At 64.9% G+C, this 19,299-nt stretch carries 23 protein-coding genes and 1 pseudogene; 12 read left to right on the top strand and 12 right to left on the bottom strand.

Annotated features, from left to right (window positions below; genetic code table 11):
* The first annotated feature begins 6 nt into the window (after positions 1 to 6).
* A complete protein-coding gene (locus J6500_RS13525) occupies positions 7 to 903 on the top strand; it encodes an MBL fold metallo-hydrolase (RefSeq protein ID WP_225713195.1) in 897 nt (298 codons plus the stop codon).
* A gap of 106 nt (positions 904 to 1,009) precedes the next feature.
* A pseudogene (locus J6500_RS13520) lies at positions 1,010 to 1,186 on the top strand (transposase); the annotation flags it as partial.
* 99 nt (positions 1,187 to 1,285) lie between these two features.
* Here J6500_RS13520 and plsY read toward each other — a convergent pair.
* The 4 genes from plsY to J6500_RS13500 form a co-directional block, all read right to left on the bottom strand.
* Positions 1,286 to 1,966, bottom strand: a complete 681-nt coding sequence (gene plsY, locus J6500_RS13515) for a glycerol-3-phosphate 1-O-acyltransferase PlsY (protein WP_225713282.1) — start codon at positions 1,964 to 1,966, stop codon at positions 1,286 to 1,288.
* Positions 1,967 to 1,987: 21 nt separating this feature from the next.
* On the bottom strand, positions 1,988 to 3,127 hold the full coding sequence (locus J6500_RS13510) for an amidohydrolase/deacetylase family metallohydrolase (protein ID WP_225713194.1): 1,140 nt from the start codon (positions 3,125 to 3,127) through the stop codon (positions 1,988 to 1,990).
* Between the two features lie 58 nt (positions 3,128 to 3,185).
* Positions 3,186 to 5,108: a patatin-like phospholipase family protein gene (locus J6500_RS13505; RefSeq protein WP_225713193.1), complete on the bottom strand. Its 1,923-nt coding sequence runs from the start codon at positions 5,106 to 5,108 to the stop codon at positions 3,186 to 3,188.
* A gap of 98 nt (positions 5,109 to 5,206) precedes the next feature.
* Positions 5,207 to 6,358, bottom strand: coding sequence for a zinc-binding dehydrogenase (locus J6500_RS13500; protein WP_225713192.1), 1,152 nt, complete (start codon positions 6,356 to 6,358; stop codon positions 5,207 to 5,209).
* 381 nt (positions 6,359 to 6,739) lie between these two features.
* Between J6500_RS13500 and J6500_RS13495 the strand changes: the two genes are divergently transcribed.
* The 7 genes from J6500_RS13495 to J6500_RS13465 all read left to right on the top strand — a co-directional run bounded on the left by J6500_RS13495 (position 6,740) and on the right by J6500_RS13465 (position 12,132).
* Positions 6,740 to 7,357 carry a PilZ domain-containing protein gene (locus tag J6500_RS13495; protein ID WP_211987133.1) on the top strand — a complete coding sequence of 206 codons (618 nt, stop codon included), beginning with the start codon at positions 6,740 to 6,742 and terminating at the stop codon, positions 7,355 to 7,357.
* A 334-nt stretch (positions 7,358 to 7,691) separates the two neighbouring features.
* Positions 7,692 to 8,306, top strand: a complete 615-nt coding sequence (locus J6500_RS13490; protein WP_225713191.1) for a transglutaminase-like cysteine peptidase — start codon at positions 7,692 to 7,694, stop codon at positions 8,304 to 8,306.
* Between the two features lie 286 nt (positions 8,307 to 8,592).
* Positions 8,593 to 8,919 carry a hypothetical protein gene (locus J6500_RS13485; RefSeq protein WP_225713190.1) on the top strand — a complete coding sequence of 109 codons (327 nt, stop codon included), beginning with the start codon at positions 8,593 to 8,595 and terminating at the stop codon, positions 8,917 to 8,919.
* 225 nt (positions 8,920 to 9,144) lie between these two features.
* Entirely contained in the window at positions 9,145 to 9,735 is a 591-nt protein-coding gene (locus tag J6500_RS13480) for a TetR/AcrR family transcriptional regulator (RefSeq protein WP_225713189.1), read from the top strand.
* Between the two features lie 52 nt (positions 9,736 to 9,787).
* Entirely contained in the window at positions 9,788 to 10,321 is a 534-nt protein-coding gene (gene fabA / locus J6500_RS13475) for a bifunctional 3-hydroxydecanoyl-ACP dehydratase/trans-2-decenoyl-ACP isomerase (RefSeq protein ID WP_225713188.1), read from the top strand.
* 174 nt (positions 10,322 to 10,495) lie between these two features.
* Positions 10,496 to 10,984, top strand: coding sequence for a hypothetical protein (locus J6500_RS13470; protein ID WP_225713187.1), 489 nt, complete (start codon positions 10,496 to 10,498; stop codon positions 10,982 to 10,984).
* Between the two features lie 338 nt (positions 10,985 to 11,322).
* The gene (locus tag J6500_RS13465; protein WP_225713281.1) at positions 11,323 to 12,132 is read left to right on the top strand and encodes a dienelactone hydrolase family protein; all 810 of its coding nucleotides are present in this window, start codon (positions 11,323 to 11,325) and stop codon (positions 12,130 to 12,132) included.
* 38 nt (positions 12,133 to 12,170) lie between these two features.
* Here the strand turns inward: J6500_RS13465 and J6500_RS13460 are convergent, their stop codons facing one another.
* From J6500_RS13460 to J6500_RS13450, 3 genes are all read right to left on the bottom strand, one after another.
* On the bottom strand, positions 12,171 to 12,320 hold the full coding sequence (locus J6500_RS13460; protein WP_225713186.1) for a hypothetical protein: 150 nt from the start codon (positions 12,318 to 12,320) through the stop codon (positions 12,171 to 12,173).
* Between the two features lie 215 nt (positions 12,321 to 12,535).
* Positions 12,536 to 13,063, bottom strand: a complete 528-nt coding sequence (locus J6500_RS13455) for a hypothetical protein (RefSeq protein WP_376707800.1) — start codon at positions 13,061 to 13,063, stop codon at positions 12,536 to 12,538.
* Between the two features lie 149 nt (positions 13,064 to 13,212).
* Positions 13,213 to 13,545 carry a hypothetical protein gene (locus tag J6500_RS13450; RefSeq protein WP_225713185.1) on the bottom strand — a complete coding sequence of 111 codons (333 nt, stop codon included), beginning with the start codon at positions 13,543 to 13,545 and terminating at the stop codon, positions 13,213 to 13,215.
* Between J6500_RS13450 and J6500_RS13445 the strand changes: the two genes are divergently transcribed.
* Positions 13,545 to 13,862, top strand: coding sequence for a hypothetical protein (locus tag J6500_RS13445; RefSeq protein ID WP_376707796.1), 318 nt, complete (start codon positions 13,545 to 13,547; stop codon positions 13,860 to 13,862). The genes J6500_RS13450 and J6500_RS13445 overlap by 1 nt on opposite strands.
* A 21-nt stretch (positions 13,863 to 13,883) precedes the next feature.
* Here J6500_RS13445 and J6500_RS13440 read toward each other — a convergent pair whose 3' ends face one another.
* Both J6500_RS13440 and J6500_RS13435 read right to left on the bottom strand, forming a co-directional pair.
* On the bottom strand, positions 13,884 to 14,414 hold the full coding sequence (locus J6500_RS13440) for a gamma carbonic anhydrase family protein (RefSeq protein ID WP_225713184.1): 531 nt from the start codon (positions 14,412 to 14,414) through the stop codon (positions 13,884 to 13,886).
* Positions 14,415 to 14,493: 79 nt separating this feature from the next.
* Positions 14,494 to 14,823, bottom strand: coding sequence for a DUF6949 family protein (locus tag J6500_RS13435; protein ID WP_225713183.1), 330 nt, complete (start codon positions 14,821 to 14,823; stop codon positions 14,494 to 14,496).
* 216 nt (positions 14,824 to 15,039) lie between these two features.
* Here J6500_RS13435 and J6500_RS13430 point away from each other — a divergent pair, with 216 nt between their 5' ends.
* Positions 15,040 to 15,750, top strand: a complete 711-nt coding sequence (locus tag J6500_RS13430; RefSeq protein WP_225713182.1) for a hypothetical protein — start codon at positions 15,040 to 15,042, stop codon at positions 15,748 to 15,750.
* A 46-nt stretch (positions 15,751 to 15,796) separates the two neighbouring features.
* Here J6500_RS13430 and J6500_RS13425 read toward each other — a convergent pair whose 3' ends face one another.
* A complete protein-coding gene (locus J6500_RS13425) occupies positions 15,797 to 16,009 on the bottom strand; it encodes a DUF3126 family protein (protein WP_212398002.1) in 213 nt (70 codons plus the stop codon).
* 126 nt (positions 16,010 to 16,135) lie between these two features.
* The gene (gene cysE / locus J6500_RS13420; RefSeq protein ID WP_225713181.1) at positions 16,136 to 16,963 is read right to left on the bottom strand and encodes a serine O-acetyltransferase; all 828 of its coding nucleotides are present in this window, start codon (positions 16,961 to 16,963) and stop codon (positions 16,136 to 16,138) included.
* A gap of 195 nt (positions 16,964 to 17,158) precedes the next feature.
* Here cysE and J6500_RS13415 point away from each other — a divergent pair, with 195 nt between their 5' ends.
* Positions 17,159 to 18,547: a hypothetical protein gene (locus J6500_RS13415; RefSeq protein ID WP_376707795.1), complete on the top strand. Its 1,389-nt coding sequence runs from the start codon at positions 17,159 to 17,161 to the stop codon at positions 18,545 to 18,547.
* Here J6500_RS13415 and J6500_RS13410 read toward each other — a convergent pair.
* Positions 18,533 to 19,285, bottom strand: coding sequence for an alpha/beta fold hydrolase (locus J6500_RS13410; protein WP_225713179.1), 753 nt, complete (start codon positions 19,283 to 19,285; stop codon positions 18,533 to 18,535). The two genes, J6500_RS13415 and J6500_RS13410, sit on opposite strands and share 15 nt — an antisense overlap.
* Between the last annotated feature and the right edge of the window lie 14 nt (positions 19,286 to 19,299).

Raw genomic sequence — 19,299 nt, 5'->3', positions numbered from 1 at the left:
TTTCGCGTGACGCTCCTCGGGACGGGGACGCCAATCCCCCGTCCTGATCGTTTTGGCCCAAGCACGCTGATCGAAGCCGGCAGCCACACTGTGCTGATCGATGCCGGCCGAGGCGCCGCTATGCGATTGTTTCAGCTCGGTGTTCCGATCGGCCGGATCGATGCGCTGTTGCTTACGCATTTTCATTCCGATCACACGGTCGGCATTCCAGATCTCTGGCTGACCGGCTGGCTAAGCTCGCATTTCGGCAACCGTCGGCGACCATTCAACGTGATCGGCCCGGTTGGCACAGCGAGACTCATGCATCATCTGGAAGCAGCCTATGCGCACGACATCGAGATTCGTGTCGAGGACGAAAAGCTCGCCCGCGAGCATGTGGCAGTCACAGTAGAAGAATTTGGTGAAGACGGTGTCGTCTATCAAGCCGGCGACCTGCGCGTCATCGCCTTCACCGTTGATCATGGCGACGCGATCAAGCCGGCTTATGGCTTTCGCATTGAGTATCAAGGCCGGGTCGCGGTGATCTCCGGCGACACTCGCTACAACGTGAACTTGCTCCGCTACGGCGAGGGAGCCGATCTGCTGGTGCACGAGGTTGCGATGGCTCCGCCGGAACTGCTGGGCCAAGCCGACATCCAGCGCATCATCAATCATCACACCTCGCCGCAGGAAGCCGGACGCGTGTTTGCGCAGACACGGCCGAAGCTCGCCGCCTTCACCCACCTCGTCATGCTCGCCAGTCAGACCGTAATTGCCCCGACCATCGAAGCGCTGATCGCCGCAACCCGTGAAACCTATGAGGGGCCGCTGGAGGTCGGCGAGGACTTGATGAGCTTCGAAATCGGCGAGAACGTTACGGTTCGAAAACCTGAAATCTGGCCTTGGTTCAGCTATGGGTCATGAACGACAAAACTCAAGATGAGCATAATAGGTCCGCTTACGGTTGCATAGCGACCGGATGAGCCTAACAGCCGAGCCATGATTCAATCCGCCAGACGGATGGGGCCGAATCGTGCGCTACGAACTCACAGACAATGAATGGTTTGCCATTAAGCCGATGCTGCCGAATAAGGCGCGCGGCGGGCCACGAGTGAATGACCGTCGTGTCCTCAATGGCATCTTCTGGATCTTGCGCTCTGGAGCATCATGGCGCGACCTGCCAGAAAACCTCGGTCCGTACGCGACTGGAACAGGATGAAGTTGAATCGATTTGACCGCGGGTTCGCTCCACCTCTTCCCGACGGGGAGAGGCGTTGCCGCGTCCCCGAAACGACCGGCCTGAATTTCACGATTTGATGTTTGTTTCCGGACTGCCTTGCCCGAGCCGCGCCTCCGTGCCGGCCAGCAGCCGCTGGATGTTGGCACGATGGCGCACGATGACGTAGATGCCGCCTAAGATGACCAGCAGGCGATAGGGCAACGGGTGCTCAAGGCTGCACACGAGGACGATCGCCGTGAGCGCCGCCAGCATAGAACCGAGCGAAACAATCCGGAAGACAGCCACCACGGCTGCAAAGACCGCCGCAGCACCGAGGCCGACCGGCCAGGACATCGCCAGCAGCACACCCAGGCCCGTCGCAGCGGATTTGCCGCCGGTGAAATTCAGCCAGACCGAACGGCCGTGTCCCAGCAAGACCGCAAGTCCGGAAAGGCAGACAGCCCAGGAGGCGCAGGTTTGCGGATCAAGCGCCGGCGGCGGCGTGACGAACGGCAACGTGTACAACCAGGGATAAAACCAGCGGGCGAAGGCGATGGCTGCAACGCCTTTCAACACATCGACCAGGAGCACCGCCAAGGCAGGCCACTTCCCCAGGGCCCGCAACACATTCGTCGCGCCTGTCGATCTGGAGCCATGCTCGCGGATATCGATGCCCCTCAGCAGTTTCCCTGCCAGATAGCCGGTGGGTGTCGAGCCGAGGAGATAGGCGATCGCCAATCCGGCCATGCTCGCTATCCAGAAGGCCACACACGTCATTCGATGCTCCAGCTATCGCGGATGCCACCAGCGGCCGCCGATCACGACGCCTTCCGACACGATCTTGCGATCGCCAGTCAGATGTTCGCCGACCACGTCGACGTAATCGAACTGCCCTTCCCTGACCGAGAGCAGCGTGGCGTCGCCGACGCTGCCGGGCTTCAGGCTGCCGAGCTCCGGCCGGCGCAGCGCCATCGCGGCATTGACGGTCGAGGCCGCGATCACGTCCGGCAGCGACATCCCCATGCAGAGGAATTTCGACATCGTCGTCACCTGGTCGAACGCCGGGCCGCCGATGCAGAGCTGATGGATGTCCGATGAGATGGTGTCCGGATAGAAGCCGTTGGCGAGCATAGCGCGCGCGGTCTTGAAGGCGAACGAGCCCTTGCCGTGGCCGATGTCGAACAGCACGCCGCGCTCGCGCGCCTCCAGCACGACCTTCTTCACCGTGCCCTGTGCGGTCGCCGGCGTGTTCGGAAATGGACGGAACGCGTGCGTCAGCACGTCACCCGGCCGCAGCCGCGCCAGCACCTCCTCATAGCTCGGCGGCGGATGATCGATATGCGCCATCAAGGGCATGCCGACCTGCTCCGCCACCTCCAGCGCGATCTCGAGCGGCACGACGCCCGACGTGCCCGAGGCGAACAGGCCGACGCGCACCTTGATGCCGACGATGAGGTCGCGGTTCTCGTCGGCGACGCGCGCCGCGTCGACCGGATTCATTAGCCGCAATTCCTCGCTCTCGCCGACCATCACGCGGTCGGAGAAGCCGAAGATGCCGGGATGCGAGACGTGCAGATAGGCAAGGATGCGGACCTGGCTCGGCTCGATCACATGCTTGCGGAAGCCGGCGAAGTTGCCGGGCCCGGCGCTGCCGGTGTCGACCGCGGTGGTAACGCCCGAAGCGCGGCAGAATTCCTCGGCATCGATGCCGAGCGAGGTGCCGCCCCAATAGACGTGGGTGTGCAGGTCGATGATTCCCGGCGAGACGATCAGTCCGGAGACATCGCGTATCTCAGTCGCGGGACCGGCGGCAAGCGCGTTGCCGACCGCGGCCACCCTGCCGCCACTGAACGCCACGTCGGTCACGGCATCGAGCTTTTGCGACGGGTCGATCACTCGTCCGTCGCGCAGAATCAAATCGAAAGCCATCATCGTCTCCGGATTGCAGTCCGGAAGATGGTCGACTTCTCCACCGCCTGCAAGCGGCTCAACCGGCACGCACCTCGTCGGAAACCTGCTTGCTCATCGCTGCCGCGCGATCCGCGCCCTTGACCGATGCGAGGATTGCGGCAACGGCCGGATGCTGCGCCGCCTCGAGTGCGGCAATCGTCTCATTTGCCCACCGGTACGACGATTCGAAGATCTCCTGATGGCGGTCGAAATCGGTCACATCGATGCCGTCAGGCGTCGGCGGGCGCATCACCATATCGAACGGCGTGGTCGGCAGCGTGTCGTAGCGCTGGTGCGCGACGAGGCTGCGCCACAACACGTTGACGGCGCTCGGCGCTGCGGGCAGCGACTTCCGCCGGAACGGCATCAGCAGCGACGCGAGCAGCTCGAAGCGTCCCGGCAGCGCCGCATAATCGACATCGAACATCTCGGTGGCCGGCTCGCCGAAATGGACCACCAGATTCGGGCCGCTCTTCATCTGATGCATCTGCGCCAGCGGCACGTTGTCGACGAGGCATCCGTCGACCAGCATCAGGCCGTCGCGCGTATAGAACGGCGGCAGCAGGCCGGGGATGGCGCTCGATGCCCGCACCGCCTGCCACAAGAGGCCGGTTCTGATCAACTCGAGACTGTGCGTCGACAGATTGGTCGCGACCGCGGCGAACGGCCGCCAGCAATCCTCGATCCGGCAGTCGTGGCCGTACTGATCGGCCAGCGCGGCATCGAAGGCCTTGTGGTCCAGCAAGGCATAGCGCGGCCAGGTCGGGCGGCGGAAGCTGCGGCTGGAGACGAAGATCTCGTGCGTGCCGCGTTCGAGGTGCTCGGCGTCGTAGTTCTTGGCAAAGCCGGCGACCATCGCCGAACCGACGCTGGTGCCGACGAAGATGTCGAACATCACGCCGCGCTCGCGGAACGCCTTGTAGATCCCGACATGCGCCGTGCCGAGGCTGCCGCCGCCGCCGGCGACAAAGCCGACGGCGCGCCCGCACAGGAAGCGGACCAGGCTGTCGATATCGATCATGTCCTCGAGCGCGACATGATGGTGCATGTGACATGGCACTCGCGCCAGCCAGGCCGCGGTGCCGCTGACCTCGTGCCGCCGGTGATCGTGGACACGCACGAGGCGCCGCGCCGACGCGCCGTGCACGCCGCAGGCAAAACTCTCGATCTCGGTGAGCGCCGGCGGCGGCGCATCGCCGCGGCAGATGAACACCACGAGGTCGGCCTGGCGAATGGCCTTGCGCGCCCAGTCCGATGCGTCGTGGCCGCCGAAGTAGGCCACCAGCGGCGCGTCATACTCGATCCGGTTGAGCCAGCCGGCGACCTCGGATGCATCGAGCGCGTGCCCGGGAAACATCGCCTGAATACGCGCGTGGTCGACGATCTCGGCACCGGCGGCGGCAAGGCTCTGGCGCAGGCGCTGCTCGAACGCGGGCGGCGCCGGCGCGTGTCCGCCCGCGATCAGCGCGACGGTCCGGGCCCGCGGCGACGCCCGCACCGGCAGCAGCCGTGCGGTCTCGGTGGCAAATCGCCGCGCAAGGGCGGCAAGCAGCGCCTCGACGATCTCAGGCGTTTCCCGTGCGAGCTCGGCATAGGCGGCGCGCGTCAGCTCCAGCACGCTGCTGTCGCGGATCGCAATTACGTTGGCGGTGCGCGGGATATTGGCGAAGAATCCGATCTCGCCGACCAGCTCGCCGGCGCGCAGCTCCGCGATCGGCTCGGCATGATCGGTCCGGTACACGGTGAGCGCGCCGTGCAGCACCAGAAACAGGGCGTCCGAGGCGCCGCCCTGCTCGACCAGCAACTGGCCGCGCACGAGGTCCCGCCGGGTCATTGCCGAAAATGCGATCAGCCGCTGTTCCGCGGTCAGCGTCCTGAACAGCGCGAAATCCTCCGACGCATTTCCCCACGCAAACGTCGCGCCCGTCCCTTGCGTGGGCGGCACCCTGTTCGATTGCATGATCGGATGTTAGCGCCGCGCCGCCGCCACGGCGAGCCCCATCAGGGGCCGTGCCAGCATCAGCTAGGACGCACTGCAACAGGATTGTGGTGCCGGGTTCACCCGACCAGCTCCGGCCACGGCACGATGGTCGACTTCACCGTCTTCATCGCCATCGCATCCGCCACCGCCTGCCCGACGCCCTCTTCCGTGAACGGATAGATGGTCTGCATGTCGAGCCAGGGATATTTGCTCCTCGTGCGGTAGAGCATGTCGACGCCGAGCGGCAGGTCGTTGCCGGTAAAACCCCAGGAGCCGAGCACGTTGAGGTCCTTGGTGCAGATGCGGTGCCACGACGTGTCGATCGAGCCGGCATCGGTGAACTGGCCCATCTCGACATAGGTGCCGCCGTCGCGCAGCATCTCGATGCCCTCGGGGCCGGCGGTCGGATGGCCCGAGCAATCCATCACGAGATCGGCACCGAAGCCGCCGACGATGTCGCGCACCGCCTTGATGCGCTGCGCCGCCGTCTTGTGCTGCTCGATGTCGACGGTGGCCTCGGCGCCGAACTTGCGCGCCAGCGCAAGCCGCGGCGTCTCCGGCGCGCCGACGCAGATCACGCGCCCCGCCCCCATCTCCTGCGCGGCGGCGACCGCGAGGATGCCGATCGGGCCAGAGCCCTGGATCACCACCGTGTCGCCCCAGCTGAAGCCGCCGGCGCGCGTCGCGCGGTTGAAGGCGCGGATGCAGGAGGTCAGCGGCTCCGAGAGTGCGCCGAGCCGCAGCGACATGTCATCCGGCAGCTTGTAGATCTTCGTGCCCGGCAGCATGTCGAGATCGACATAGACATATTCGGCCCAGCCGCCCCACATATGCGGCGGCTTGTCGAAGCCGAGATAGCGGCCGTAATAAACCGGCGTCAGGCACTTGTTGGCGCTCTCTGGATAATGGATGCAGTAGTAGCAGCGGCCGCACGGCATCAAGGGCGGTATCATCAACTTGGAGCCGACCGTCAGCGGCTTGCTCATGAAGTCCTCGGTGAACTCGGGACCGCATTCGACGATCACGCCGCCAAGCTCATGACCGAGCGTGAACGGCCACGGCAGCGGTTTCGGCCAGTGCCCTTTCAGGATGTGCAGATCGGTACCGCAGACGCCGCAGGCGCCGACCTTGATCAGCGCCGCCTTCTTGCCGACGTCAGGCCACGGCACGGTGCGGATGACGGGCTTTGCGCCGGGCCCCTCATGCGTGCAGACGCGGATCTGCTGCATCGGTTGTTCCTCCCACGTCTTGTCGTTGCGAGGCTAGGTGAAGCAGTCGGCGTTGCCAATATCGGCTGCGAAACGACGCACCTGCACGCCGGCCTCTCCATGTCCGTCGTCCTGGCGAAAGCCAGGACCCATAACCACCGAATTTGGTTGAGAGCGGGACGTTAGCCACTGCGTCGCGCAACAACAACCAGTTGGGGTAATGGGTCCTGGCTTTCGCCAGGACGACACTCGGAGGCGCCTGGTTCCCCTGGCCGACGCGCCGCGCGTCACTCAACCGCAGGCCGCCTGCCTGTACTTGATGCACGCCGATGTAACGCCCCGTTAACCCTGTCAGCCGTAGGGTCGTCGGGGCTCCGAATGGACGGTGGTCGGGCTGCGGTGATGTCGTTTGCACAGAAGAAAACTTCCGTCGTCCCGGTTGCGGAGGAACGGCGGCGCTTCCAGCGCGTCAAGGTGCACCTGCTCGGCCGCTACATGCTGCCTGACCGGCGTGAGTTTCCCTGCCAGATCATCAATATGTCCCCGGGTGGCCTGGCTTTGCTGGCGCCCGGCATCGGCAATGTCGGCGACCGCGTGATCGCCTATCTCGACCATATCGGCCGGGTCGAGGGCCGCATCACCCGGATCATCGACAACGGCTTTGCGATGACGATCGGGGCCACCGCGCGCAAGCGCGACAAGCTCGCCGCCCAGCTCACCTGGCTCGCCAACCGCGACATCCTCAACCTGCCGGAAGACCGCCGCCACGATCGTATCGTGCCGCGCAACCCGATCGCCCTGCTCACGCAGGAAGACGGCACCCGGATGACCTGCCGGATCATCGACCTTTCGCTGTCGGGCGCGGCCATCGCCGCCGAGAACCGCCCGCCGCTGAAGTCGCTGGTGATGCTCGGCAAGGTGCAGGCGCGCGTGGTGCGAAACCTCGAGGAAGGTTTTGCGCTCGAGTTCGTCCACGAGCAGGCTGCGGAAACCCTCGAAGAGAGCGTTACCGCGAGGTAAAGCGAAACCCCGCGCAAAACCCCCGATTTTTGCTCCGCGAAGGCGGCCTCCGGTGCTCCGGCGGCCGCCTTCGGCGTATGTGGACGGCGGATTCAGCGGTTAATATCGGAACCGTTTGCGGCGGCAAACCACGCTTGGCCCAGCGTTTGCCCCGTTAATGCATAAAATTTGAATCAATTGCAGTCGTTTCAAATTTTACGCGAATTCGATTCAAGTACAGATCGAATTCGCCGCGCCTTTTACCAGTATTCGCGTCAAATCTACCTTGCGCACTTAGCGGCGGCGAAAATCGTTTGTGTCAAACGTGGTCCCAACAAGAAAAACGGGGGCCACGATGTTTGGGTTCAGGGGACAGGGGAAAGGTTTGGCGGTCGCCGCCATCCTGTTTGCGACATGCGTGTCGGCCAAGGCCGGCGACGTGGTCTACGCCAGCCTGGGGGACGTCGCGCGTTCGCCGATCGGCTGGGTCGAATTCTGCACCGAGAACCCCGGCGATTGCCGCGGTGGTGCGACGCAGCCACGCGACATCGTGATGTCGCAGACCGCTTGGCGCGACCTCGTGCGGGTCAACAAGTGGGTCAACGAAACGATCAAGCCGATGACCGACATGGATCATTGGGGCGTGATCGAGAAATGGTCGTTGCCGTCGGACGGCTACGGCGACTGCGAGGACTACGTGCTCCTGAAGCGCAAGATGCTGATGGATGCCGGCTGGCCGCGCGAGGCGCTGTTGATCACGGTGGTCCGCGACAAGAAGGGCGAAGGCCACGCAGTGCTGACGGTGAAGACCGACAAGGGCGAGTTCGTTCTCGACAATCAGAACGAGAGCATCGTCGCCTGGACGGATACCGGCTACCGCTTCGTCAAGCGGCAATCGCAGAGCGATCCCAACGTGTGGGTCTCGCTCGGTGACAGCCGCCCGGCAGTTGCAACGGCAAGCTCGCGCTGAGCAGAAGGATTTTTGGTTACGCGACCCGGTCACATCCCCACCCCTCCCCGTCCCAGACCGGTTCGCGCGCGGCCACCCTTCCCCCAAAGGGTGGCCGCATCCTTTTGGGGGACGCGATCGCCGCTTGGGAAGAGGCGATCAAGGGATCCGCATCGTCGTTCGGATGAGGCGTTGCACGGAAAATCTCCTGGGAATCTGCACATAGCAAAGTCTGCAGGTCCGCTATGCTGTAGGCATGAAACGACTCTTGATCTTTTCTCTGGTCGGTCCGCTCGTGGGAGTCACGATGATCTCGGCGACAATGGCGCTTTGGTCAGGGTGGAACTCGACGTTCTCACGATGGCTGGTCTTTACGATCTTGGTCGGCGATGCAGCGAAAACGTACATCGTCATTATGGTGCTGTTGGCATGGTCAAGCGACGTGATCCTCGTCCGATGGGAAGTCCACCGGCTGATCCGGATGATTGTTTCGGGAGGAGCCGTTGGAATTCTCACCCTCGGCCTTGAGCGGTTCGACACGATGCTGCTGGTGATGGGATTAATTTGCGGCGCAGTGGCAGCGCTTTGTGTCTGGTTATCGGCGAGCTTCGAGCAAGACGGCCTGCTGTGGTGATCAACCCGAGCGTCACCGAGACGGGCACCTCGATAGTGATCTGGCCGAAAATGATTGGGCGCCGCATCCGAATCCAACCTCCGTGCGCTCGAGCACCGCTTGCCGTGTCCCCTCCGGCATTGTGGCAGCGATGAAGGCCCGCTAAGGCCCACTTCTTCGTTGAGCTTGACTTGCTCGCGGATGTCGTTTTGAATTGAATTCAATTCAGAAACAGACGAGATCGCTGTGCCGGGCTTGGGAACGCGTGGACGATTACTCTCTGCGGCGCAGGACGAGCTCGTCGAAGGCCACGGCCACCTCGAGATGCAGGCTGTTGCCAGGCGAGCGCGAGCGTCGGTCGGGCTCGCCTATCACCACTTCGGATCGAAGGCCGGCCTGATCGCGGCTGTGGTCGAGGACTTCTATCGCCAGCTCGATGAAGCTGCGTTTGGCGGCGCCAAGCTGCCTGCGACGAGCTGGGCAGAACGGGAGAAAGCCCGCATCGGCGCCTATGTCGCGTTTCACTACGACCACCCATTTGCTCCGCTCGTGATCGGTCCGCTCAGCCGCGCACCGGAAGTGCTGGACGTTGAGACAGCCTTCACCAGCCGGCAGCTCGCGGGTGGCGCGAGGATGCTTCAGGCGGCGCAGCGCGATGGGATTGTGCCGGCCGACATCGACCCTGACCTCACCATCGCGCTGATGATCGGCGGCATCCGCCAGGCACTGATCGGCGCGCTGACCGGCGATCGGCGGCCTGATCCGATGCGGCTCACCGACGAGATCTGGGCCTTCATGGCCGCCGCGCTGCGCCTGCCCGCCAAGGCCAAAGCTTAGCGTGCACTGCCACAGCTAACGTTCAGCAGGAAGTCAAAGATCGAAGGCCATCATGTTCAACCCGCACGATTTTCACACGCCGCGATCGTCCTACACGAAGCCCGATTTGCTGCGATCAAGCGAGGGCGGCTATTTCGGGCCGGGCAACGCGCAACTGCCGGCGCCGCCGATGCTGGTGATGGACCGCATCACCGAGATCAGTCTCAACGGCGGCGCATTCGGCAAGGGCCATGTCGTCGCCGAGCTGGACATCGCGCCCGGCCTCTGGTTCTTCGCCTGCCATTTTGCCGGCGACCCGGTGATGCCGGGCTGCCTCGGTCTCGACGCCATGTGGCAGATCATCGGGTTCTGGCTCGGCTGGTCCGGTTCGCCGGGCAAGGGCCGGGCCATCGGCGTCGGCGACGTGAAGTTCAGGGGCCACATCACGCCGGAGGTCCGGCGCGTCCGCTACGAGGTCGACATGCGCCAGGTCCGGCGCGGCAGACTGGCCCTCGGCGTCGGCGATGGACGCGTGCTGGCCGACGACACCTGCGTCTATGTGGCCAGGGAGATGAGGGTCGGTTTGATCGCGCCTCCGTCGGTCTGAACGCGCCTCCCGGATCGAGCCGAAACCGCCCAACAGTCCCAATTTGGGGCAAGGGCCATTGAATTCGCGGCAGATTTCGCCCGCCGATATCCCACGCCCGCCTGAATCCTGGTTTTGCCCCTGCCCCGGTTGTGGTAATCGGAGCTATTCAATTGATCTCCGGTTTCTCGTCGCATGGTCGAGTTTGCCCCCGGGAATACGCAGTCGAGCAGCCGCATCGGCGTGCAGCCGATCGCGATCGGCGCCGTGGCGCTGGTGCTCGTGCTGTTCGGCATCGGCTCGATCGCGATGTATCGTGCCTTCAGCGGCAACACCCCCGAGACCGACCGCGCAGTTGCCGCCCGTCAGTTGCAGGCGCGGGCCGTACAGGTTTCCGAAGCCCTGGTCGAGAAGACCAAGGGGCTCGAGATGACCCAGCAGGAATCGATCGACCAGCTGCAGGAGGTGCAGGACCAGATGCAGGCGATGCGCCGGCAGCTCGCCGCGCAGCAGGCCGACAACAAGAAGCTCTCCGACCAGGTCGCCACGCTGACCGAGCAGGTCGAGGGTCTGCGCCAGGCGCAGGCGAACGCGCAGGCCAACGAGCCGGCTGCGGAGCCGTCGCCGCGCAAGCGGTCGAAGGTGCGGAGCTCTTATCGCAAACGCCACCGATCGCGCGGCTGAGCCGGGGTTCGCCGCAAACGCCCGGTAAAGTGAATTAATCGCCGAATTTGTGAACTGGTTCACATATCGGCATTCGAATCCGAGTCATCCTTAAAGGACCGGATGGCGTGAGCCGATTTCAAGGTCCGGGGCTGGCAAGGTCGTTGACGGTATACTACGTCGACGGCCTTGTTTTTTTCTGCGCGCTGCTCGCAGGCTGGTGATTTGCCAGCCATCGGCTTTGTTTGCTGAATGCCGCCTCCTTGATCCCCAGGAGGACATGAATGAGCGCCGGCCCTGTTCTGACCCAGGATGTCATCGGACTGACCAAGCCCGCGCCGGTGTCGCGCCGCGGCTTCATGACCGCATCGGCTGCCGTCGCCGCGGGCTACACCCTAGCCGCTGGCCCGGTACGGGCCGACGTGATCAAGACCAACACCAGCGGCCTCACGGTCGGCGATGCCAGGATCAAGGTGGCCGAGGGCGAGATGCCCGGTTATTTCGCGCGCCCTGCCGGCGTCAACAATCCGCCGGTGGTGCTGGTCGCGATGGAGATCTTCGGCCTGCACGAATACATCAATGACGTCACGCGCCGGCTCGCCAAGCTCGGCGCCTTCGCGGTGGCGCCGGACTACTACTTCAAGGGCGGCGACCTCACCAAGATCACCGACATCCCGCAGCTGATGCCGATCGTGAATGGCAAGGCTGATGCTGAGCTGCTGGACGACCTCGACGCGACGGTGGCCTGGGCGAAATCGCAGGGCGGCGACACCTCGCGCCTCGGCATCATCGGCTTCTGCCGCGGCGGACGCACGGTCTGGGAATATGCCGCGCATTCGACGGCGCTGAAGGCCGGCGTCGCCTTCTACGGCCCGCCGCTCGATCCGCCGAACCCGCTGTGGCCGAAGAGCCCGATGCAGCTCGCGCCCGAGATGAAAGCGCCGGTGCTCGGCCTCTATGGCGAGGCCGACACCGGCATTCCGGTCGAGAGTGTCGAGGCGTTCAAGGCGGCGCTGGCTGCGAACAAGAAGACCGCCGAGTTCAAGATCTACCCCGGCGCGCCGCACGGCTTCCATGCCGATTATCGCGCCAGCTACCGCAAGGACGCGGCCGAGGATGGCTGGAATCAGATGCAGGCCTGGCTGAAGAAATACGGCGTGCTCGGCTGACCGGATTGCGTTGCCGGCGCGGCGGGTGTCGTTGCCGACTACCCGGTGCGATCGCGGGCGACGCGATCGCGCCGCGACCGCAATCGTGCAAGCCTCGGCTCGAGCTCGTGGAGCATCCAGATCAACGCGATCGCCAGGCTGAGAACAACGCCCATGAACAGCAATGTCAAATCGGGAGCGGTCAACATCTCGGTCATCCTCTGAGGCCGGGCCCCGATCGCAGCCGGGCCGTTTAGCGTTGTGACGCATTCACACGGGAACGGCTGCACGACACAGCTCCAAGATAAGGCAAGCCGCATACCATTGCGCGGCGGCCCCGGCGTCAGAACACCGAGGCCGCGACGATCATTCCAAGACCAGCAGCGTGGCGATCAGATGGACCACCATGCGCTGCGCGGTGGGCTCAATTGCAGACCTGCACGGGGCGGACCCGCCATCCGTACGGGGTCATCACGCTGCGGCGGACGACGTAGCAGCCGCCATAGTAATCGTCGCCATAGCCGTAATCGGCGTAGTACGGATAGCCGGCGTAGTAATCGTCATAATAGCCGCCATAGGCGCCGTACGCCCCATAGGCGAGGCCAAGGCCGATCGCTGTCGCCGCCAGCGGATAACCCCAGCCGCGGCGATAGTAGCCGCCACGCCAGCCGCCGCCGTGCCAGCCACCGCCGTGCCAGCCGCGACCAGCCCATCCGGCGCCGCCGCCGATCGCAGCCGCCCGGAAGCCACCGCCATAGCCTCCGCCACGGAAAGCCGGACCGGCATGGAAGCCGCCGCCGAACCCACCGCCGCCAAAACCGCCAGCATGAAAACCGCCACCGCCGCCGCGGAAGCCGCCGCCGCCAAAGCCGCCGCGCGCCGACGCAGCGTCGACCGTGAGCAGACCGACCGAAGCGGTCGCCAACAAGGCAATCATCGTTTTACGCAACATCACCCGTTACTCCTTCTAAAGAAGAAATCCTCCGGCGCGTCCCTGCGCCCGATCATGCTAACCCAATGTAGGACCGCGACTTCCCGCCTGCGCGCTTTGTCGCGCTCACTTCTGCGCGACCCGCGTTAATCATTGGCGGCACCGGCACCCTAGCAACCGCGGCAAATGCCCTTCAACCGGTGGTCGACCGAGCGGTTCTCGTCTTCGATGGTCTTGTCGATGCTTTGGCCCGACGCCGAACCGGTGGTGACGCCCTCGCCGCTGTTCGGCCGGCCCGAGGACTGGGCGGTGCCGGCACTGTTGGTGCCGCGCGGTGACCCGAGTTGCGACGAGGCCGTGCCGGACGTGCCTGACGGCGACGGGCTGCCGGTGCCCGCGCCGGCGCTGCCTCCGGCGCCTCCGGTGCCTTGAGCGAAGCCGGCTGCCGGCGCCAGTAGAAACACGATTGTCGCGAGCGCGGTGGTGGCGGATAATTTGCGCATTGGAGTTCTCCCTTGCGGGCTCAACCATTGCGCAAGACGGCAGTTCCCAGGGAGCCCCCACAGCATTGGAGCAATGCGCTTTGCGCAAGCTGATCGAGTTCGATGACGAGACGTTCGACAAGCTGAAACAGCTCGGACGCGACCGTATGGCGACATTGCAGGAGCTGGCCGACGAGGCCTTCGCCGATCTCTTCAAGAAGCACGGTATCCCGATCGACCTGAAGGACGCGCTGCGCAAGAGCGCGAAGCTTCAGGGCGCAGCGAAGCAGGACGGCGCACCATCGAAGCGTGCACGCAGGCCGGGCCGGAAGGCGTGACGTCCGTTCAACCGATCTTGTTCAGCCGATCTTCTTGAGTCCCGCCTTGTACTGCGGTCCCCGGATGGCATAGGACTTCGCCGGCCGCGTCATCACCTCGATCTGGCCTGCCTCCAGCGTGCGGATCGCGCGGGCCGGCGCGCCGATGATCAGCGAGTATTCCGGAAATTCCTTGCCCTCGGGGACGACCGAACCGGCGCCGACGACGCTGCCGCGCCGGATGCGCGCGCCGTTCATCACGATCGATCCCATCCCGATCAGCACGCCGTCTTCCAGCGTGCAGCCGTGCACGATCGCGTTGTGGCCGATGGTGACGTCGTTGCCGATCACGAGCGGAAAGCCGGGATCGACATGGAGGGTCGAATTGTCCTGGACGTTGGAACCTGCGCCGATCTCGATCCACTCATTGTCGCCGCGCAGCACTGCACCGAACCAGACGCTCGCGCGCGGTTTGAGGCGCACCTTGCCGATCACGACGGCGGTGTCGGCGATGAAATAATTGCCGTCAGCGGGAAGATCGGGCCCCTGCCCGTCGAGTTCGTAGATCGCCATGAATTGTCTCCTCGATTGAAGCGACCTTGGCACGGCGGCCATTGGGCTTTCAAGCGAGGACTCGGGTCCGCTTTGCGGATCAGGTCAGCACGCCCGCGGCGCGCAGCGTCATCAGGAAGAAGGTGCCGGACATCAGGCTCCAGAAGCCCGAGATGATCGTCGCCATCATCACGAATTCGAAGCGGCGGCGCTCGATACGCGCACCGCGCAGCGTGTTGCGCATGATGATGAAGGGCGCGGCGAACACCAGAAACGGAACCGCGGCGAAGGTCTTCGGCACCGCGCCCTGCTGCAACAGGCCGAACCCGGCCGGACGCTCCGCCATCATCTGGTAGCCGCTCGCCAGGGCTCCGGCCAGCGCAAAACCGATGAAGAGCGAGAACAGCGAATTCAGGGCATCGGGCGACATCGGCACTTCCATCACGCAACAGGCCACCACCGTGCTTCGCAAAATCGGCGGCGCGCCGCCACATCATCCTTAAGAAAGGGTTAACAGGGCGAAGCCGGCCGCGCGCGGCGCATGGCCGATGGTTTGCGGATTCCATTGGAATCATACGGAAATCCGCCGCCACGTGGCATAGTCGGCAGGTGATTCGGCTACCTCCGACCTGATCCTGCCCTGCTCATGACGCTGCTTTCGACGGCCCAACATCTCGCCCGCGACACCCGCCGCAATCCGCGCGCGCACCTCGTTCCGATCGCCGTGTCGGGGATCATCGCAGCCGGCGCCGTTGCCATCGTCGCCTACCTGCTGTGGCCGACTTACACGACCGTCCCGGCAAGCGATCCCTCGCGGCTGCCGGTCAGCGTCGGCGGCACGCTGTTCAACGTGCCGACTCTGGCGGTGCGCATGAAGGTCCAGCGCCACTCCGGCCCGCAGGAACGCGTCGACCTCAGCTTCCTCTATCCGTCGCTGGCGGCGCCTGCCGCGCCGAAGCACTACAGCGCCGATACGATCGAGGACAAGGTGCAGCCGATCGACCGGATCTTCGTGTCGATCTCCGCGCACCACGATTCACTGGCCCCCGAGGCGCGGCTGCGCACGATCTATCCGCGCTATCTCGAGGACGCCGCGAGCACCGATCACGAGCTGACCAAGCGCGCGTTTCGCGACGGCTCGCCCTATGGCGGCGAGGATCTGTTCACCGCCGGCGAGCCGGCGCTGACCGCGCGCTGCTCGCGCGACGCCGCAACGCCGGGCATGTGCCTGAGCGAACGGCGCGTCGAGGGCGCCGATCTGACCTTCCGGTTTCCGCGGGGCTGGCTGGTGCAATGGCGCGACGTCGCCATCGCGATGGATCGGCTCGCCGCGCAGATGCGCGGGCCGAGAGGCTGATTGGTTCCGTCATTGCGAGCGCAGCGAAGCAGGCGCACGAGTTGAGTTACTCGGCCAGATCCTCTTCGAGGATCGCCATCTGGAACTGGAACGAGCGGTCATCGTCCTCGTCGTCGACGAACAGCACGCCGATGAATTCCTCGCCGATATAGACCTCGGCCGAGTCGTCCTTCTTCGGCCGCGGCACCACGCGAATCTTGGGATTGCCGAATACGCGTTTGAGATACGCGTCGAGCTTCCTGACTTCCTGAACGTCCACGGCAGTCTCCAATCGTGTCGGTGATTTTCCGGGGAGTTTTAGGACGGGACGGCACGGATCGCCAGAGCCTTTTCAAGCTTTGGCGACGTGATGTTGCGCACACGCGCGACCGGAAAGCGAACGAAATCAGAGCCCGATCGCGTTGAGCATCTGGTCCATGGTGCGCGACGGCTCGGCGCAGCCGGCCTCGCCGACGATCTTGGCGGGAACGCCGGCGACGGTGACGTTATGCGGCACCGGCTTGACCACGACGGAGCCGGCCGCGATGCGCGCGCAATGGCCGATCTCGATGTTGCCAAGGATCTTGGCGCCGGCACCGATCAGCACGCCGTGACGGATCTTGGGATGACGATCCTCGTTCTCCTTGCCGGTGCCGCCGAGCGTCACGCCGTGCAGGATCGAGACATCGTCGTCGATCACAGCGGTTTCGCCGCAGACGAAGCCGGTGGCATGATCGAGGAAGATGCCGCGGCCGATCCGCGCCGCCGGATTGATGTCGGTCTGGAACACCGCCGAGGAGCGGCTCTGCAGGTAGAAGGCGAAATCCTTGCGGCCCTTCTGATGCAGCCAATGCGCCAGACGGTGGGTCTGCAGCGCGTGAAAGCCCTTGAAGTACAGCAATGGATCGATGAAGCGCGCGGTCGCCGGATCGCGGTCGTACACGGCGACGAGGTCGGCGCGGAAGGCGTTGCCGATATCGGGCGCATCGCGCAGCGCCTCGTCATAGGTCTGGCGGATCAGATCGCCCGACAGCGCGGCGTGATCGAGCCGCTCGGCAATGCGATGCACCACCGAATCCTCGAGGCGGTCATGATGCAGCACGGTGGCATAGATGAAGGAGGCCAGCTCCGGCTCGCGCCGGACAATGTCTTCCGCCTCGCTGCGGATGCGATCCCAGATCGGATCGAGCGCCGCAAGCTTGCCCCCCTGCGGATTGACCTGATGAACTGCCATGGCTGCTCTCGCAATTCGGTGTTTCGGCTGTGCGTTATAGCACGGTGGATCGAGCGCGTCGCGGGACGGCTCGGTACGGTAAACCCCAGCCGAACGCCCCGGCCGGACGTCTAGGGCAGGTGGTCGGGATTTTGCCGAAATCAAGCCGTCCTTTTGCAACTATTGGCGGATTTCGTCCGAACCGCAGATTTGGGCATGGTCGGCCCAATGCCGGGGGGTCACACCATCAACACCCAGATTCTACGCGTGACCGATACAAGGTCGGTCTGGATCGCCACCATTGCCATTCCCCTGTTGCTGCTCGCGCCGGCCTTCTGGAACGGCTATCCGCTGCTTCAGTGGGATACCGGCGGCTATCTGGCGCGCTGGTATGAGGGATATCTGGTGCCGAGCCGGTCCACGGTATTCGGCATCTACCTGCATCTCGGCGAGCGGTCGGGCTTCTGGCTCAATCTCGGCATCCAGACCTTGGCGACGCTGTGGATCCTGCAACTCGTGCTGCGCGTGCTCGGCCTTGCCCGGCCGATCCGGCTGATTGCGATCAGCCTGGTGCTGGTGCTGACCACCGCGCTGCCTTGGCTGTCGAGCATGCTGCTGACCGACATCTTCGCCGGCCTGTCGGTGCTCGCGCTGTTCGCGCTGGTGCTGCACGGCGAGAAGATTGCGACATTGGAGAAGGCGGCGCTGGTCGCCTTCACGGCGTTCGCAGCCGCCTCGCACAGCGCAACGCTGGCGGTGCTGCTCGGCCTGTGCTGTGCCGGCTGGGCCGTGCGTCCGTGGCTGCGCCGGCAGCTTCCGCTCGGCGGCCTCGTGCAGGGCAGCCTCACCCTCGCCGCCGGTGCGGTCATGCTGCTGACCGCGAACTTCGCACTGTCGGGACAGCTCGCCTGGACGCCCGGCGGCTATGGCGTCCCGTTCGGCCGCATGCTGCAGGATGGCATCGTCGCGCAATATCTGCGCGACCATTGCGCCAGGCAGAATCTGAAACTTTGTCCCTATCGCGAGCAGCTGCCGCCGACCGCCGACGACTTCCTGTGGGGTCACAGCATGTTCAACACGCTCGGCCGCTTCCAGGGGCTGAACGACGAGATGGGCTTCATCGTCCTGCATTCGCTCGCCGAATATCCGGCATGGCAGGCCAGGGCTGCGCTGACTGCAACCGCCGATCAGCTCGCCCATGTCGCCACCGGCGAAGGCACCAACGGCTGGATCCCGCACACCTACGGCATCATCGAGCGCTATATCCCGGCGCAGCTCGCGCCGATGCGCAAGGCCAAGCAGCAGCGCTGGCAGCTCGACTTTACCGCGATCAACCGCATCCACGTGCCGGTCGCGCTGGCCTCGATGCTGGCAGTCGCGCTGCTGTTCGGCCACGGCCTATGGCGGCGGCGGCGCGACGACTTCACATTGCTGGCCGGCACGGTCACGCTCGCGCTGCTCGGCAACGCGTTCATCTGCGGCGTGATATCGGGCCCGCATGACCGTTACGGCGCGCGCATGGTCTGGGTCGCGACCTTCGTCGTGCTGATCGCGGCCGCGCGCGCGTTGGCGAAAGACGATGCCGACGAGCTACTTTCGCCGTGACAGGAAGTCGATGACGCCGGTCTTGTAGACTTTGTCGCCGACCGCGCGCATGTGATCGCGGTTCGGGATATCGAGCACCTCCGACCCCGGAATGATCTTGCCGAGCGCGAAGGCCGAACCGGCGATCTCGTCATTGCTGCCGACCGCGATCAGCACCGGCACGGCGATGCCGGCCGCCTCCTCGCGCGTCATCAGGCGGCGCGAACCGCGCAGGCAGGCGGCGAGCGCGCGGCGGTCGGAGCGGGTCTGGTCGGCGAAGGCACGGAACGTGCGGCCGACCGGATCGGTGACGTCGTCGAGCGAGGCCGCTTCCAGCGCGACGGCGACGTTCTCGCCGGGTCCGCCGCCTTCGATCAGCCCGACGCCGATGCCGCCGAGGATCGCCGAGCGCAGCCGGTCCGGCTGCTCGCGCGCGAGGATCGCGGTCATCCGCGAACCCAGCGAATAGCCCATGACGTCGGCGCGGGCGATGCCGAGATGATCCATCAGCGCGATCACGTCGCTTGCCATGATCGCGATCTCGTACTGCTCGGCATCGTAGAGTTTTGCGGATTCGCCGTGGCCGCGATTGTCGAGCGCGATGACGCGCCGGCCGGCCTTGACGAGGTCCGAGACCCAGGTCGGGTAGATCCAGTTGACGTTCTTGCTCGACGCAAAGCCGTGCACGAGCACGATCGGTTCGCCCTCGCCTTCGTCGATATAGGCAATCTCAACATCGCCGTGATGGAAACTCGGCATCATCCATTCCGTTT

This window comes from Bradyrhizobium semiaridum (genome assembly GCF_020329505.1).
GTDB lineage: Bacteria > Pseudomonadota > Alphaproteobacteria > Rhizobiales > Xanthobacteraceae > Bradyrhizobium > Bradyrhizobium semiaridum.
The sequence above is the reverse complement of the archived record's forward strand: the minus strand, read 5'-3'. Positions and strand labels throughout refer to the sequence as shown.